The sequence below is a fragment of the Nonomuraea sp. NPDC059194 genome (genome assembly GCF_042754765.1).
Lineage (GTDB): Bacteria > Actinomycetota > Actinomycetes > Streptosporangiales > Streptosporangiaceae > Nonomuraea.
This window is the reverse complement of record NZ_JBHZBH010000007.1, coordinates 169,641-184,247: the sequence shown is the minus strand read 5'-3', so window position 1 is coordinate 184,247 and position 14,607 is coordinate 169,641. Positions and strand designations below refer to the sequence as shown.

The following is a 14,607-nucleotide window of genomic DNA, read 5'->3' as shown; positions in this document are numbered from 1 at the left end:
AGCGGGGCGTGGGGGCCACGCCCCCACTGGACACAGCCTGAGGCCTCACGCGCGCAGCGCGTCCTGGCCCGAAGTCGATGCCTTTATCGGCGGGCGCGTTCCAGGGCGTCCCAGAAGCCGCGGCGCAGGGCGTGCCGTACCTCGTCGTGGAGCAGGAAGTCGATCGGCAGCGACGACCCCTGCAGCAGCCGCGCCTCCAGGTCGGAGGGCATGCGGGGTTTGCGGGCCAGCACCGCTTCCAGCCACAGCGCCGGGGCGTCGCGGGCGACCGACTCGCCGAAGTCGTGCCCCTCCTTGTGGGCCGCCTTGACCGCGTCGGCCAGGGTCGTCGCACCGCCGGACGCGGGCGCGGCGGCGACGGGCGCGGGCTGGGGGCCGGTGTAGGGGCCGAGCTGCGCGGGCTGGTAGGTGCCGCCGCTGGCGGGCGAGGGGAACTGGCTGGTGCTCTGCATCGGCCCCGTCGGGCTGTGGGAGACGGTCGGCGCGGCGGGGGGCTGCGAGGGGGTGGGCGGCAGGGGCGTGGGCTGCGGAGGGAGGGACGGCTGCTGCGGCACGGAGGACGGCTCCGGCTGGTAGCTCGGGTAGGCGGGCAGCGCGGGCGGGGCCTGGGCCCGGCTGGGCGCGGGCGGCGTCGGGGTGACGGGCGGCAGCGGCTGGCTCTGCGTGGGCGCGTTGGCCAGGTGGGCGGCGTGGTTGCCGGACTGGACCGATGGCAGGGACGGCTGGACCAACGGTGACGTCGGCTGCGCGAGCGGTGTCGGCGACGGGGTCAGCGGCGGGCTCGGGGGCAGCGCGTGGGCGGCCTGGCCGTTGCTCACAGACTGCGCCCCGGCGGAGCCCGCGACAACAGCCCCGACAGAAGCCCCGTTGCCGGCCTCGATGGAGCCGGAGACGAGGGTCACGTAGGGCCGCAGGTGGCCGCCGCCGATCTCGATGAGGTCGTCGCTCTCCTGGCGCAGCGACCGCGACACCGCCCAGCTGCCGTCGGCGGCGATGTGGACGACGGTGACGCGGATGCCGAGGTCCTGCGCGTCGCAGACCACCTGGGCCAGGTCCTCGTCGCCGCTGACGACGACCGCGTCGCAGATCGCGCTGTTGCGGGCCAGCGTCATCAGGTCGCGGTGGACCTGCGCGTCGACGCCTTCGCGGCGGCCCGGCCTGATGCGTGACAGGCGGAGCTTGAGCCCCGGCAGGTCGGCGAGCACGTCGTGCTCGGGCGTGCGCCTGCCCTCGATGGTCGCCTCGTACCAGTAGCAGCGCAGCAGCGGCAGGCCCGTGCGCTCGCGCGACAGGTTGCTCATCAGCTGCAGCAGACCCGGATAGTCCCACGAGACGGCTTCGCGATGGCGGGTCCCATGCACGGCCATCGCGCCGTCGGCCAGCAGATAGCCAGCGTCGACGAACAGCGCGCAGCGATCCACTGACACCGCCCCTTTCTCCAGGCCCGACCTCTACCGGCTCCGCACCGCCAGAGCCGGACTCGGCGGCCCTCTCTCAGGGTAATGAAGCATCTGATCGTTCGAGGGTGAATCCCGGCGAATCGGCGGGACGCCAGTAGATTCACGCAGACCGTACCAGTTTGTCCTGTTCTCGGTCACGAGCGAGCGGGCACGCTGACGGCCGCCACACCGAACAGCACGACGTCGCGTTTTGTGGAGATCTTCAGCGTCGGCCGGTCCGCCAGCGTGGCGGTGAACGAGTCGACGTCCACGCCGAACGTCATCCCCGCCGCGCCGTTCGAGGAGCTGTCGAAGACGTTGCCCGCGTCGCGGTCGCCTCCCGCGGAGACGCCCGCCGACACCCTGTCTCCGCGCAGGTCGGCGTCGCCCTCCCAGGTCACCAGCTCGATGTCGGCGGGGCTGGCCGCCGGGATCAGCCCGCCGAGCGGCAGGTCGAGGCTGGGCTGCTCGCCGCCGACGACGGTGGCCGCGTCGAGGACCACCGCCTGGCTGTACGGCCTGCGCGGGTCGGTCGCGATCACCACCAGGCTCCATCCGGCGTGCTCGGAGACCCCTTCCTGCATCGGCGCGTCGGCCGCCCACCACGTCCCCTTGCGGTTGGAGTCGCTGACCAGCTCTGTCACGTCGGCGAAGGCCTGGTAGCCGGACCCCGAGGGCAGCTCCCGCTCCACGACCCGGTCGGGCAGGATCGTGCGGTATCGCGTGGACCCCGCCGCCCTGAACCTGATCGGGCCCGCCCGCCGCACGCTGCCCGACCAGTAGAGCCCCGCCCAGACGACGCTACCGCCGTCCGGCATCTCGAACCTGGCGCTGCTGGAGGACCTCGTCACGGCCACGCCGTCGGTGTCGAGGGCCCGCATCGGCCACAGGTCGTTGTCACGCCTGCCGTGCTCCCTACGATGCCGCGTCTCGCCGCAGCCTTCGCGCTCGGACGGGCAGGTCAGCAGCGTGTTGCCGACCGCCTTGACGACGACCTTGCCGTCGGTGGCGAACCGCGCGGGCGCCCCCTCGGCCTTCACGCCCGCGCTCGCGCTGGCGTTCACGCTGACCTCGCCCGACGAGATCCGTACGGCGGGGCCCGCCCCCTCGGGCGCGTGGGCGGCCACCTCGACGCGCAGGAAGACGGCCGTCGCCCGGCCCGCGGCCAGCGGGCCCCTGACGCACCTGGCGCCCCGGCCCTCCGGCTCGCACGACCAGCCGTCGACCGTGCCGACGGGCTCGACCGTGCCGACCGCGCCACCCCTGGCCTGGGTCGGGATCAGCGTGACGCCCTCGGGCAGGTCGACGAGCGCGACGAGCTCCTCGCTGGCCGCCTTGCCGTTGTTGCGCAGCCGTACCGCGACGATGCCCGGCTCGGCCTTGACCAGCGCGCCGAGCGGATGGATCGAGGCGCGCAGCCGGGGTTCGCCCGGCCGCTTGGCTGGGGAGGGCGTTTCCACGGGCGGCGGGACCAGCCTGGGCCGGGGTTTCGGCCGGGACCTGGCGGGCTCGGGCTCGGGATCGGGCCGCGCAGGCGACGGCTGCGGGACGACCGTCGGCATCGTTTGGGGCTTGGGCAGCGGCTTGTCGTTGGCGGCCAGCATGAGAACGGCTGCCGCCGCGACCGCCACGGTGATGCCGCCCGCGACCGCGGCCTGCTGGCCCTTGGGCGCGCGCCTGATCCAGCCGAGCGCGTAGAGCAGACCGCCGGTGGTGCCCGCCTTGGCCAGGCCCGCCACGTAGGCCGCGTAGAACGGCCCGACGAACAACGGGCCGACGGTGACACGCAGGCCCTGATTGACGTCGGCCAGCTCGAAGAAGACCGCGCGGCACTCGCCGCAGTCTTCGATGTGCTCGTCGACGGCCCTGCTGTCGCGCCTGGCCAGCCCGCCCCGCACGTAGGCGCCCATCTTGCCGAGCACCGGCCTGCACCCCTGGTGCGGCGTGCCCGCCAGATGCATCTGCAGGTACGCCTGGCGCAGCCCCTCCCTGGCCCGGTAGGCCAGCGCGGCCACGCCGTTGGCCGACAGCCCGAGCATCGGGGCGACGTCGGCGGGCTTGCTGTTCTCCACCTCGGTGTGCCACAACACCAGCCGCCACCGCTCCGGCAGCGACAGGAACGCCCTGGCGACCAGCGACCTCTCCAGGCCGCTGAGCGCGGGATCGACGAACGGCACTCCGGCGTCGAACACCTCGATCTCGTCGGTGGTCACCTGGCGGCTCTCCACGCGGCCCCTGTCGTAGACCGTACGGCGCACGACGGTCAGCAGGTACGGCCTGAAGGCCGCCTCCGGCCCGCCGCCACGCCCGACCAAGTCGATGATCTTGGTGAAGGATTCGGCGACCACGTCCTCGACCACGTCCTCGCCGCTGACCATCTGCCGGGCAAGGGAGCGGGCGGCGCCGACGTGGCGCTCCCAGAGCTCCCCGAAGGCGGTTGCGTTGCCCGTGCGAGCCGATTCGAGGAGGCTCGCATCGCTTTGCGGCGATTCGACACTCATAGTGACCTCACGATTACCTGGAGTTGCCGAAAGAATCATTCCTCATTCCGCGTCATGACTAACCCCGAAGGCTGTCTTTGACTGCGAGGCGTCTTCGAGAGGAGGAGCGGCGCTTTCCGCGCGGCGGATGGAGCGCTGCTTTCCGGCCGGGCGGGGGTGTCGGGCGGGGCTCGGTGGGGTTGTCCTGGCCGGGCGGTGTCGGGACGCTCTGGCGACTTTAAGCTTGGGGGCATGACTGACCGCGAGAACCTGCTGGCCGAGATCCTGAAGAAGGCCGTCGTGCACGGCAAGGTCGTGCTCTCCTCGGGAATGGAGGCCGACTTCTACCTCGACCTGCGGCGGATCACGCTCGACGGGGTGGCCGCGCCTCTCGTCGGCAAGGTCATGCTCGACCTCACGGCCGACCTCGACTACGACGCGGTCGGCGGTCTCACGCTCGGCGCCGACCCGGTCGCCGGGGCGATGCTGCACGCGGCCGCGGCGCGGGGCCGTACCCTCGACGCTTTCGTGGTGCGCAAGGCGCAGAAGGCGCACGGCATGCAGCGCAGGATCGAGGGCCCCGACATCGAGGGCCGCAGGGTCCTCATCGTCGAGGACACCTCCACCACCGGCGGCTCCCCGCTGACCGCGGTCGCCGCGGCGCGCGAGGCGGGCGCCCATGTGGTCGCCGTCGCCACCATCGTCGAGCGGGGCGCGGCGGGCAAGATGGCCGAGGAGGGCATCGAGTATCTCAGCGCGTTCACCCTTGAGGATCTGGGTCTGAACGCGTGACGGAGAACGTCTCGCGCTGACCCGCCTTGCCCGTGGGGCGGGGCGTGCCGTTCACGGTGATGTCGACCGTGCCCGCGTCCTCGACGGCGACGTCGAGTTCGGCGTCGAAGAAGGAGATCTCCTCGCCGCTGGACAGGTCACGGTCGTTGAGAACGTCGCCGCCCGGCACCCGTACGAGCACCAAGGGGCAGGTCTGCGCCCTGCAGACGACGGAGAGCGTCGGCACCCGCTCAGCCGCCGTGGCCGACGCCTTCGGCGTCGCGGACACCACGGGCGCGGGGTCGGCGGCGGACAGCACGCCCATGAGCGCGCGGGCGCCGACGACGACGGCAGCCACCAGCAGGACGGCCCCCAGGCCGATCAGGGCCAGGCGGGCCATCCCCATCGGATCGGATCGATGCCGTCCCACAAGGGGGAGGGTAGCCAACGCACCGGCCGCCCTCCGAGCGGCATCACGGAATGCGGTGGTGTTTGCCCTGCGGCTGGGGGACCTTGTGGCCGCCGTTCCTGCGGCTCTTCACGACCTCGATGATGATCGGGATCACCGAGATCAGCACGATGAGGAAGACGCCGGGCAGGATGTACTTGTCGATCTTGTCGGGGTCGACCTGGTTGCCGAGGAAGTGGCCGATGAACAGCATGCTCTCGACCCACAGCACGCCGCCCACCACGTTCCACAGGAAGAACCGGCGCGCGGGCATCTCCAGCACTCCGGCGACCGGGTTCATGAACGTGCGGACGATCGGCACGAACCGCGCGATGATCACGGCCTTGGCGGGGCCGAACTTCTCGAAGTAGTACTCGGCCTTGTCGACGTGTTCGCGCTTGAACAGCCGCGAATCAGGCTTGTCGAACAGCTTGCGCCCGACCTTCGCGCCGATCAGATGCCCCAGCTGCGCCCCCGCCACCGCGCACAGCGGTGTGCCGATGACCAGCACGGGGAACGACAGCGGCGCGATGCCGATGCCCTTGGCCGCCGCCGCGGAGCTGAAGATGCCCGCAGCTACCAGCAGCGAATCGCCCGGTAGGAAAAAACCGACCAGCAGACCCGTCTCCGCGAAGATGATGGCGAGCACGCCGATGGTCGCGAACGCGCCGAGCATGGTGAGCCACCATTGCGGGTCCACGAGGTCCAGGATCGATTCCACGGGCTGAGCCTACCTGTCAGGCGGCCTCCAACGGGCGCGCGTTGTCACTACCCCAGCGGGTAGGGAGCCAGGAATACTGGGCAAGCGAAGCCGAATACTTTCCAGGGAGATGAGCCATGCCTATCGCGACTCCAGAGGTCTACGCCGAGATGCTCGACCGGGCCAAAGCGGGCGGGTTCGCCTACCCGGCGATCAACGTGACCTCATCGCAGACCCTGAACGCCGCCCTGCGCGGATTCGCCGAGGCCGAGAGCGACGGCATCATCCAGGTGTCCACCGGCGGCGCCGAGTTCCTGTCCGGCACCTCCGTCAAGGACATGGTGACCGGCTCGGTGGCGCTTGCCGAGTACGCGAGGGTAGTGGCCAAGAACTACCCCGTGACCGTGGCGCTGCACACCGACCACTGCCCCAAGGACAAGCTCGACGGCTTCATGCGGCCGCTGATCGAGCTGTCCCTTGAGCGCGGCGGCGACCCCATCTTCAACTCCCACATGTGGGACGGCTCCGCCGTACCGCTGGAGGAGAACCTGTCGATCGCGCGCGAGCTGCTGGAGAAGTGCCACCGCGCGAACATCATCATGGAGATGGAGATCGGCGTCGTCGGCGGCGAGGAGGACGGCGTCGTCGGCGAGATCAACGAGAAGCTGTACACGACCGCCGAGGACGCGCTGGCCACCGCCGAGGCCGTCGGCATCGGCGACCAGGGCCGCTACATGCTCGCCGCGACGTTCGGCAACGTCCACGGCGTCTACAAGCCGGGTCACGTCAAGCTGCGCCCGCCGGTGCTCAAGGAGATCCAGGACGCCGTCGGCGCCAAGTACGGCAAGGACAAGCCGTTCGACCTGGTCTTCCACGGCGGCTCGGGGTCGCTGCTCGAGGAGATCCACGAGGCGATCTCCTACGGCGTGGTGAAGATGAACATCGACACCGACACGCAGTACGCGTTCACCCGGCCGATCGCGGACCACATGTTCCGCAACTACGACGGGGTGCTGAAGGTCGACGGGGACGTCGGCAACAAGAAGGCCTACGACCCCCGCTCGTACGGCAAGTCGGCGGAGGCGGCCATGGCGGCCCGCATCGTCCAGGCCTGCCAGGACCTCAAGTCGGCCGGAACCAAGCTCTGACCGGATCGGCCCTCGGTGGTTGACGCTGAACCCTGACTCGCCGCCCTGGGTCCCAGGGCGGCGAGGTCGGTCTCCCGTCTCCCCGGTGCTGTCAGCCGCGAACCAGGACGGTCTCGTTGTGGTTGTAGCTCAACCCCGATTTGACCTTGTCCTTGGGCGGCTTGGCCATGGCGGCTTCGGCGGCGGTGGTGCCGGACGCCAGAACGAGCGCGAGCACCGCGGCGGCGGTCAGTCGGCGGTCGTTGCCGGTCGCGGCGTGCGAGGTACCGCGCCGCGTTGTAGCCCGCGAACCCCGCACCAATGATCACAATTCGTGATGGCATCACTCGCTCCAAACTCATACGTGCTTGGTGACGATCATGAAGGCCGGGGTTAATACATCGGAATGCGTCCGCTATCGGGGCGCGTTTCAGGCGAGGTCGGCGGGGTTGGTGTTGCCGCCGCACAGGACGACGGCGGCCTTCTCCCCGGGTGAGGGCGTGTAGGCCCCGCTGGCCAGCGCCGCCAGCGGGGCCGCCGATCCGTGCTCCACGCACAGCCGCCGCTCATCCCACAGCGCCTGCCGGGCGCCGATGATGGCCTGGTCATCGACCAGGACCGAACGGACGTCGGCCTGCCGCGCCCAGGCGAAGGCGTCGGGGATGACCTGCAGGGACCCCAGTGATTCGGAGGCCACCGACTCCACGGGCACATCGACGATCTGGCCGGCCTTGAGGGCGGCGTACAGTGCCTGGCAGCCTTCGGGCTCGACGGCGACGACCCGGATGCCGAGGTGGTCGGCCGCGGCGGTGATGCCGGAGAACATGCCACCGGCACCGACCGCGCAGACGATGGTGTCCAGGCCGGAGACCGCCTCGGCGATCTCGAGCGTCAGCGTGCCCGCGCCCGCCGACGACAGCCGCACGTCCGCCTCGTAGGCGTCCACCGCGCCGCTCTGGGCCGCGAAGGCCCGCGAGGCCTCCACCGGGTCGCCCTCGACCAGGCGCACGTCCGCGCCCAGCGCTCGGAGCCGGGCCGCCTTGAGGGGCGGGGCGGCGAGCGGGAGGAAGGAGGTGACGGGGACCCCGTATCGTCCGGCCGCCCAGGCGAATCCGAGGTCGGCGTTGCGGCCCGTCGAAGTGATCAGACCGGCCCCGGGCATCGCGCCGCCCTCGCGCAGCGCCGCGACGTAGTTGGCCGCGCCGCGCGCCTTGAACGAGCCGGTGACCTGCATGAACTCCAGAGCCAGCGCCACCTCGCCGGGCACCGCCGCCGTGACCGTGACCGGCCTGACGACGCCGGCGATCCGCCGGGCCGCGTCCTTGACATCGCCATAAGTAAGCATGATCGGGACACTGTAGGGCATTAGCCGCAAAGCACAATGGCAGGGTCCCGTATGGGACCCTGCCATGCGGCGGTCAGTCGGTGGGGCGCACCAGCGGCCAATCGTTGGGGATCCGGCCGGCGTTGGCCAGGTGGACGCGCAGCGTGGCCAGCGCCACCTCGGCGACCGTCTCGACGACCTGCGCCGGGGTGAGACCACCCGCCGTCGCGGGCTCCCACCGGTGTAGGAGTGAGGAGGCCAGCGCCAGCGCCGCCGCGGCCTGCGGATCGCGGGACTCGCCCCGGCGGGCCCTTGCCGCCTCCTCCTCACTCAGCCCGGCGAGCTTGGTGCCGAGGAAGGTGTGGGCCGACAGGCCGTACTCACTCCCGTAGTGCTGTGCCACCATGAGCGAGATCTGCTGGCGTACGGCGGCGGGCAGGCTGCCGCCCTCCCGCAGGGCGCGACCGAACCCCAGATAGCCGCGCAGGACGGCCGGACTGTTGGCCAGGACCCTGGACAGGTTCGGAGTCAGGCCGCAGGCCTGCTGGGCCGCCGCGAGCAACTCGGCCGTGTCGCCGGTGGCGGTCTCGGGGTCGATCAGAGGCAGTCCGTTCATGTGAGGAATCATGGACCGACCAGTTGATAGGTCTGCGATGTGTTTGCGATACATGCCCTCTTTAGAGGAGTTACGTGCTATTCACCATTCTTGGTCCAGTTGAGATGTCGTACGGCGGGCGCCCCCTGGGGGGGACCGCGCCCCGCCACCGTGCCGTTCTTGGCTACCTGCTCCTGCACGCCGGGACGGTGCTCAGCGCAGACCGGCTCATTTCCGCCATGTGGGGCCTGACACCGCCGGACACCGCGCGGGCACAGATCCACGCCGCGGTGACGGCGATCCGCCGGGCACTGCGGACAGTGTCGATGGCCGAGCGCCTGCAGACCAGACCCTCTGGATATGTGATCGACCCGCTGCCCGGCCAGCTCGACCTGTGGATCTTTGAGAAGGCCGTTTCCGACGCGGCGGCCGAGGAGCCCGCCAAGGCGGTCCCGCTGCTGCGCCAGGCCCTGGCGATGTGGCGCGGCCAGCCGCTGGGCGCCCTCAACGCCGACTACGTCGCCGACGCGCGGGCCCGCCTGGAGGACCGCCGGCTGTCGGCCCTTGAGCGGTTGATGGACCTTGAACTCTCCCTTGGACGCCATCAGGAGATCCTGGACGAGCTGACGGCAGAGCTGGCCGTACACCCCCTGCGCGAGCGGCTGTGCGGCCACCTGATGCTGGCCCTGCATCGCGCCGGCCGCCAGGCCGACGCGCTGTCGGTCGCCAGGGCCTTTCGCGACAGGCTGGTCGAGGAGCAGGGCCTGGACCCCGGACGGGCCTTCACCCTCCTGGAGGAGTCGATCCTCAAGGACGACCCTGGCCTGTACCTGCCCGCCTCCGCACCACAGCGGCCCGCTCCCGCCAAGGCGACCAGAGCCAACTATCTCCCCTTTGACATCCCCGACTTCGCCGGGCGCGAGGGCGAGCTGGACCGGCTCGGCAAGGCCTGCACGGCGGTGACGGTCGCGGCCATCGACGGCATGGCCGGGGTGGGCAAGACCGCGCTGGCCATCCACGCGGCACACCGCCTGGCCGATGCCTATCCCGACGGGCAACTGTTCGTCGATCTGCAGGCGCACACCGCCGACCAGGCGCTCATGGAACCGCTGGCCGCGCTGGAGGTCCTGCTCAGGCAGCTCGGCGTGCCCGCCGAACGGATCCCGCCCAGCCTGACCGCGCGCGCGGAGCTGTGGCGATCAGAGCTGGTCGGGCGGCGCGCGATCGTCGTCCTGGACAACGCCGGCGGCGCCGACCACGTCCGTCCCCTGCTGCCCGGCACGACCGGCAGCCTGATCATGATCACGAGCCGGCGGCGGCTGACCGACCTGGACGGCGTGCAGTCCATGACGGTGGACCTGCTGCCCGCCAGGGACGCGATCGACCTGTTCACCCGGATCGTCGGCGAGCGCTCCAACGCCGAGCCGATCGCCGTCCTGGACGTCCTGCAGCTATGCGGGTTTCTGCCGCTGGCGGTCCGGATCTCGGCCGCGCGACTCTACCACCGGCCGCGCTGGACCGTGGAGTATCTGGCGGGCAGGCTGCGCGACCAGCGGCGGCGGCTCACCGAGCTGTCCACCGCCGACCGCGGCGTGGCCGCCGCCTTCACCATGTCCTACCAGTACCTGAGCCAGGAGCAGCAGCACATGTTCCGGCTGCTCGGGCTGCACCCCGGGCACGACGTCGATCCCCACGTGGCGGCCGCACTGGCCGACCTGCCGCTGGATGAGGCGGAGAACCTGCTGGAAGACCTGCTCGACGCCCACATGCTGCTCCAGCACGAGCCAGGCCGCTACACCTTCCACGGCCTGCTGCGCGAGCACGCCCTGGCCACCGCCGCCGCCACCGAATCGGCCGCAGCCCGCCACGACGCGCTGACCAGGCTCTTCGACCACTACCTCTACACCGCCCGCGTCGCCATGGACCAGCTCTACCCCTACGGCAACGCCCAGCGCCCCGACATCACCCCGCCCACCACCCCGCCGCTCGACCTGCCCGGGCCCGCCTCGGCCGGCGCCTGGCTGGAGGCCGAGCGCGCCAACCTGATCGCCGTCGGCACCTACACGGCCGAGCGGGACTGGCCCGTCCACACCGGGCACCTGGCCTCCATTCTGCGCCCCTACCTGGGCCACGCCCATCACACGGACGCCTTCGCCCTGCACACCCGGGCGCTTGAGGTGGCGCGGCGGAGAGGAGACGGTCCGGGTCAGGCCAAGGCCCTCACCGACCTGGGCTGGGAATGCTGGCGGCTGGGCCGCTACGCCGAAGCCATCGACCACTCCCAGGAGGCGATCAAGATCGGCGGCCAGAGCGGCGACCGCCTGTCGCAGTCGCGCGCCCACAACACGCTGGGCAACGTGTACTGGCGCCAGCGCGAGTACGACACTGCCCGCACCCATCTGGAGATCGCGCTCACCATGTGCCGCGAGATCGGCAACCACGTCGGCGAGGCGCACGTCCTGGGCAACCTCGGCAGCGTCGACAAGCGGCAAGGGCTGCTGGATGCCGCGCACGAGCACCTGACCCAGGCGCTCCACCTGCACCGGCAGCTCGGCAACAGGGGCGGTGAGGCGCTGGTCCTGGACCGGCTCGGCAGCGTCCACCACCGCATGGGCCGCTACGACTCCGCCCGCGAGCACCACGAGCAGGCCAGAGACCTCTACCGCGAACTCGGCTACGCCAGCGACGAGGCCGAGGCGATCAACGGTCTGGGCGAGGTACGGCGGGCAGCCAACGACCCGGTGCGCGCGATCGACGAACACCAGGAAGCCCTGCGGCTGGCCCTGGCCCACAACAACCTGCCCGAACAAGCCCGCGCCCACGACGGCCTGGCCCGCGCCCATCACCAGCAAGGCGAGCGCGCGCAAGCCCGCCACCACGCCACCCAGGCCCTCGGCCTCTACACCGCGCTGGCCGTCCCCGAGGTTACCGACATCGGCGCCCTCCTGCGGGAGCTGGACCCGTGATCAACCCTCATGCGCGCGGCATGGCCGCCTCCGGCAGACGCCCCAGACCCAGGCGTAAACGATCAATGTCGGTCGCACATTGACACTCGCGGCTCAAAATTGGACGTGGGTCATCGTGTACCACGTCGGAGCGAACACCAGCAGGGCCATCACCACGAGGACCGCGAGCGACTTGAGGAGACCGGGAGTGGTCAGGGTCGCCGCCGCGGTGGGCCTGAGCTTCCATCGGCCGACCGTGATGAACGCCGTAACGACGCCCAGGACGAGATTCATGGGGATCAGGTCATACTCGCCGCGCATGAGATGGAAAGCAGCCGCGAGGATCATCGTCAGGGTCAGGCCTGCCGCGGCCAGCAGCGTGAGCTTCGGCTTGACGCCGGTCATCGCGGGGAGGATCAGGCCGATGCCGCCGAGCACCTCGACGACTCCGATGAGGACGATCAGGGGCTGCGGGACGACGGCGTACCAGGCCACGGCCCGGGGTGCAGCCGCGTAGAGGGCGCCGTCGTACAGAAGCACCTTGCCGAAACCGCTGCCGGCGAAGAAGAAGCCCCACAGCACTTGGAATAGCCACAGTGCGCTGTTCAGGTTGAACATCGTTTGACGGGCCTTGCTGGGCAGGCTGGTGCTGACGTGCGTGCTCATTTCCGTTACGCCTTTCATGGTGAGTTCGTGGGGAGTGGCCGTGCACCATGGCTCGGGGTCAGCTCGCCGCCTGCTGGATCAGGGCGGCGATCCTGGCCTCGTCGGCGTCGGTCAGCGTGGTCAGGGCGTAGGCGGTGGGCCACATGGTGCCCTCGTCGAGGTTGGCCACGTCATTGAAGCCGAGCGTGGCGTAGCGGGCCTTGAACTTGGGCGCGGGCTGGAAGAAGCACACGATCTTGCCGTCGCGGGCGTAGGCGGGCATGCCGTACCACAGCTTGGCGGTCAGCGCCGGTGCGGCGGTCTTAACGATGGCATGGATGCGCTCGGCGAGGTGGCGGTCGGGCTCCTCCAGCTCGGCAATCTTGGCCAGGACGTCGGCCTCGGTGTCGGCCTTGGCGCCGCGGCGGGCGCTGGCCTTGAGCTCTGCGGCGTGGGCCTTCATCGCGGCGCGCTCTTCGGTGGTGAAGCCGTCGAAGGTCTTGGTGGCGGTCATCTCGGTGCCCCTTGTTCGCGGTGCCGTCTTGCTGACAACCCCAAGGTTGTCCCACAGGGTTGATACATCCGCGATGCACCACAATTAGATCCGCGATGCGCCCACGATGCGCAGCCGATCCACCGGCATCTCGACCCAGCGGCACATCCGCGACACCGTACCGGCGCCTGGCAGATCGGCGGCAGGTTCCCGGTGATTCCGCTGGTGGGGGCGTCCTCGGTGGCGCAGCTCGAGGAGAGCCTGGCCGCGGTCGACCTGGAGCTGACGGAGGACCAGCGAGTACGGCTGGACGCGGCGCACTAGCCGTTGAGCATTACGCATCACTCCCTATATGGCCTACATTAGGGAGTGATGAGGGAAGATATGTACTCGGTCGAACAGGTGGCGGACCGGCTCGGCCTGCACGTGCGCACCGTGCGCGGCTACATCCGCTCCGGCCGGCTCAAGGCCGTACGGATCGGCAAGCAGTACCGGATCGCCCGTGCCGACCTGGAGGCGCTGATCGGACGACCGCAGCCGGCGCAGGCGGGGCCCGCGCGGGTGGAGGTGTCGAGCATCGTGCAGATCGACGGCGTCGACCGGGGCGCGGCCGACCGGCTCGGCACGCTCGTCATGGCCTACGCGAACACCGCTCACGACCCCGCGCACCCGCTGGGCGTCCAGACGGTCCATGACGAGGAGCGGAGCCGCATGAAGATCGTGATACTGGGCGGCACCGCCGCCACCGCCGACCTGCTGAACCTGCTCGACGGCATCGTCGGCGACGGCAACGGCCTACTCGACGGGCAGATCGGCGGTGCCTGACGTGATGCGGGAGCGGCCCTGGGTGCCGGTGCTGATGTGCGATCCTGCCGCGTCGCCGGTGGCCACCGTGCAGCACGCGCTCGACGCCCGGCTGCGCGCCGCGTGATCGAGATTCCCGCCGGGGAGATCGTTCTGCGGGACGAGGGCACGAAGACGAACTGGAAGGTCGAGGTCGGGGCCTTCCGGCTGGCGCCGTACCCGGTGACCCGCGAGCAGTACCGCGCCGTGTGCGGCGCGGCGGCCGTCAGCTCGGCGGGGCCGCGGACCCCGGTGACCGAGGTCTCCTGGACGGAGGCCGTCCGGTTCTGCAACCTGCTCTCGCAGGCGAGCGGGCTCGAACCCTGCTATTCGATGGGCGACGACCCCGACGCGCAGGACGTGATCTGCGACTGGGCGGCCGACGGCTACCGCCTGCCGTCCGAGGCGGAATGGGAGTACGCCTGCAGGGCCGGGACCTCCGGCGTCCGCTACGGAGAGCTGGACGAGATCGCCTGGCACCGCGGGAACTCCGGCGGCCGGGTGCACGACGTCGGGACCAGGGCGCCGAACGCGTGGGGGCTCCACGACATGATCGGCAACGTGTGGGAGTGGTGCTGGGACGTCTACGATCCCGGCGTCTACGGCCCGTACCGGGTGTTCCGCGGCGGAGGCGCGCATGATCGGCCCAGGGGATGCCGGGCGTCGTGCCGCCGCAAGAGCCACCCGAGCTTCCGCATCGACGACCTCGGCTTCCGGCTCGCTCGATCGCTGTGACCAGGGGGACGCGCCCAGTCCGGCCCCGACGTCTTCGACAGTAGAGTTCACCGATCCTCATA

At 70.7% G+C, this 14,607-nt stretch carries 14 protein-coding genes; 5 read left to right on the top strand and 9 right to left on the bottom strand.

The window, feature by feature from the left end:
* Positions 1–83: 83 nt before the first annotated feature.
* Entirely contained in the window at positions 84–1,421 is a 1,338-nt protein-coding gene (locus ACFXJ8_RS12750) for an NYN domain-containing protein (protein WP_379644064.1), read from the bottom strand.
* A gap of 173 nt (positions 1,422–1,594) precedes the next feature.
* Positions 1,595–3,940 (bottom strand): sigma-70 family RNA polymerase sigma factor, encoded by a 2,346-nt coding sequence (locus ACFXJ8_RS12745; protein ID WP_379644007.1) that lies wholly within the window; start codon positions 3,938–3,940, stop codon positions 1,595–1,597.
* Between the two features lie 231 nt (positions 3,941–4,171).
* On the opposite strand from ACFXJ8_RS12745, the gene ACFXJ8_RS12740 reads away from it, so the two are divergent.
* Positions 4,172–4,711, top strand: coding sequence for an orotate phosphoribosyltransferase (locus tag ACFXJ8_RS12740; RefSeq protein WP_379644006.1), 540 nt, complete (start codon positions 4,172–4,174; stop codon positions 4,709–4,711).
* Here the strand turns inward: ACFXJ8_RS12740 and ACFXJ8_RS12735 are convergent.
* Both ACFXJ8_RS12735 and ACFXJ8_RS12730 read right to left on the bottom strand, forming a co-directional pair.
* Positions 4,680–5,120, bottom strand: coding sequence for a hypothetical protein (locus ACFXJ8_RS12735; protein WP_379644005.1), 441 nt, complete (start codon positions 5,118–5,120; stop codon positions 4,680–4,682). The genes ACFXJ8_RS12740 and ACFXJ8_RS12735 overlap by 32 nt on opposite strands.
* A gap of 43 nt (positions 5,121–5,163) precedes the next feature.
* On the bottom strand, positions 5,164–5,859 hold the full coding sequence (locus ACFXJ8_RS12730) for a DedA family protein (RefSeq protein WP_379644004.1): 696 nt from the start codon (positions 5,857–5,859) through the stop codon (positions 5,164–5,166).
* Between the two features lie 116 nt (positions 5,860–5,975).
* Here ACFXJ8_RS12730 and fbaA point away from each other — a divergent pair, with 116 nt between their 5' ends.
* Positions 5,976–6,986 (top strand): class II fructose-bisphosphate aldolase, encoded by a 1,011-nt coding sequence (fbaA, locus tag ACFXJ8_RS12725; protein WP_379644003.1) that lies wholly within the window; start codon positions 5,976–5,978, stop codon positions 6,984–6,986.
* Between the two features lie 91 nt (positions 6,987–7,077).
* On the opposite strand, the gene ACFXJ8_RS12720 is transcribed toward fbaA, so the two are convergent.
* The 3 genes from ACFXJ8_RS12720 to ACFXJ8_RS12710 all read right to left on the bottom strand — a co-directional run bounded on the left by ACFXJ8_RS12720 (position 7,078) and on the right by ACFXJ8_RS12710 (position 8,905).
* Positions 7,078–7,284 carry a hypothetical protein gene (locus tag ACFXJ8_RS12720; RefSeq protein WP_379644002.1) on the bottom strand — a complete coding sequence of 69 codons (207 nt, stop codon included), beginning with the start codon at positions 7,282–7,284 and terminating at the stop codon, positions 7,078–7,080.
* 111 nt (positions 7,285–7,395) lie between these two features.
* Positions 7,396–8,310 (bottom strand): pyridoxal-phosphate dependent enzyme, encoded by a 915-nt coding sequence (locus tag ACFXJ8_RS12715; protein ID WP_379644001.1) that lies wholly within the window; start codon positions 8,308–8,310, stop codon positions 7,396–7,398.
* A gap of 73 nt (positions 8,311–8,383) precedes the next feature.
* Positions 8,384–8,905, bottom strand: coding sequence for a carboxymuconolactone decarboxylase family protein (locus ACFXJ8_RS12710; RefSeq protein WP_379644000.1), 522 nt, complete (start codon positions 8,903–8,905; stop codon positions 8,384–8,386).
* Between the two features lie 104 nt (positions 8,906–9,009).
* Between ACFXJ8_RS12710 and ACFXJ8_RS12705 the strand changes: the two genes are divergently transcribed.
* Positions 9,010–11,850 carry a tetratricopeptide repeat protein gene (locus ACFXJ8_RS12705; protein ID WP_379644063.1) on the top strand — a complete coding sequence of 947 codons (2,841 nt, stop codon included), beginning with the start codon at positions 9,010–9,012 and terminating at the stop codon, positions 11,848–11,850.
* Positions 11,851–11,943: 93 nt separating this feature from the next.
* Here ACFXJ8_RS12705 and ACFXJ8_RS12700 read toward each other — a convergent pair whose 3' ends face one another.
* Together ACFXJ8_RS12700 and ACFXJ8_RS12695 are read right to left on the bottom strand one after the other, a co-directional pair.
* Positions 11,944–12,495 (bottom strand): DoxX family protein, encoded by a 552-nt coding sequence (locus ACFXJ8_RS12700; RefSeq protein WP_379643999.1) that lies wholly within the window; start codon positions 12,493–12,495, stop codon positions 11,944–11,946.
* A 58-nt stretch (positions 12,496–12,553) separates the two neighbouring features.
* A complete protein-coding gene (locus ACFXJ8_RS12695) occupies positions 12,554–12,988 on the bottom strand; it encodes an iron chaperone (RefSeq protein WP_379643998.1) in 435 nt (144 codons plus the stop codon).
* Between the two features lie 351 nt (positions 12,989–13,339).
* Between ACFXJ8_RS12695 and ACFXJ8_RS12690 the strand changes: the two genes are divergently transcribed.
* Positions 13,340–13,792 (top strand): helix-turn-helix domain-containing protein, encoded by a 453-nt coding sequence (locus tag ACFXJ8_RS12690; protein WP_379643997.1) that lies wholly within the window; start codon positions 13,340–13,342, stop codon positions 13,790–13,792.
* A gap of 102 nt (positions 13,793–13,894) precedes the next feature.
* Complete coding sequence (locus tag ACFXJ8_RS12685) at positions 13,895–14,545, top strand: formylglycine-generating enzyme family protein (RefSeq protein ID WP_379643996.1); 651 nt, start codon at positions 13,895–13,897, stop codon at positions 14,543–14,545.
* Positions 14,546–14,607 lie beyond the last annotated feature (62 nt).

Coding starts and splice junctions, on each gene's coding strand:
- ACFXJ8_RS12710 (WP_379644000.1), bottom strand. CDS start 8,905: ATGAACGGACTGCCTCTGATCGACCCCGAGACCGCCACCGGCGACACG.
- ACFXJ8_RS12690 (WP_379643997.1), top strand. CDS start 13,340: ATGAGGGAAGATATGTACTCGGTCGAACAGGTGGCGGACCGGCTCGGC.
- ACFXJ8_RS12695 (WP_379643998.1), bottom strand. CDS start 12,988: ATGACCGCCACCAAGACCTTCGACGGCTTCACCACCGAAGAGCGCGCC.
- ACFXJ8_RS12700 (WP_379643999.1), bottom strand. CDS start 12,495: ATGAGCACGCACGTCAGCACCAGCCTGCCCAGCAAGGCCCGTCAAACG.
- ACFXJ8_RS12715 (WP_379644001.1), bottom strand. CDS start 8,310: ATGCTTACTTATGGCGATGTCAAGGACGCGGCCCGGCGGATCGCCGGC.
- ACFXJ8_RS12745 (WP_379644007.1), bottom strand. CDS start 3,940: ATGAGTGTCGAATCGCCGCAAAGCGATGCGAGCCTCCTCGAATCGGCT.
- fbaA (WP_379644003.1), top strand. CDS start 5,976: ATGCCTATCGCGACTCCAGAGGTCTACGCCGAGATGCTCGACCGGGCC.
- ACFXJ8_RS12740 (WP_379644006.1), top strand. CDS start 4,172: ATGACTGACCGCGAGAACCTGCTGGCCGAGATCCTGAAGAAGGCCGTC.
- ACFXJ8_RS12705 (WP_379644063.1), top strand. CDS start 9,010: ATGTCGTACGGCGGGCGCCCCCTGGGGGGGACCGCGCCCCGCCACCGT.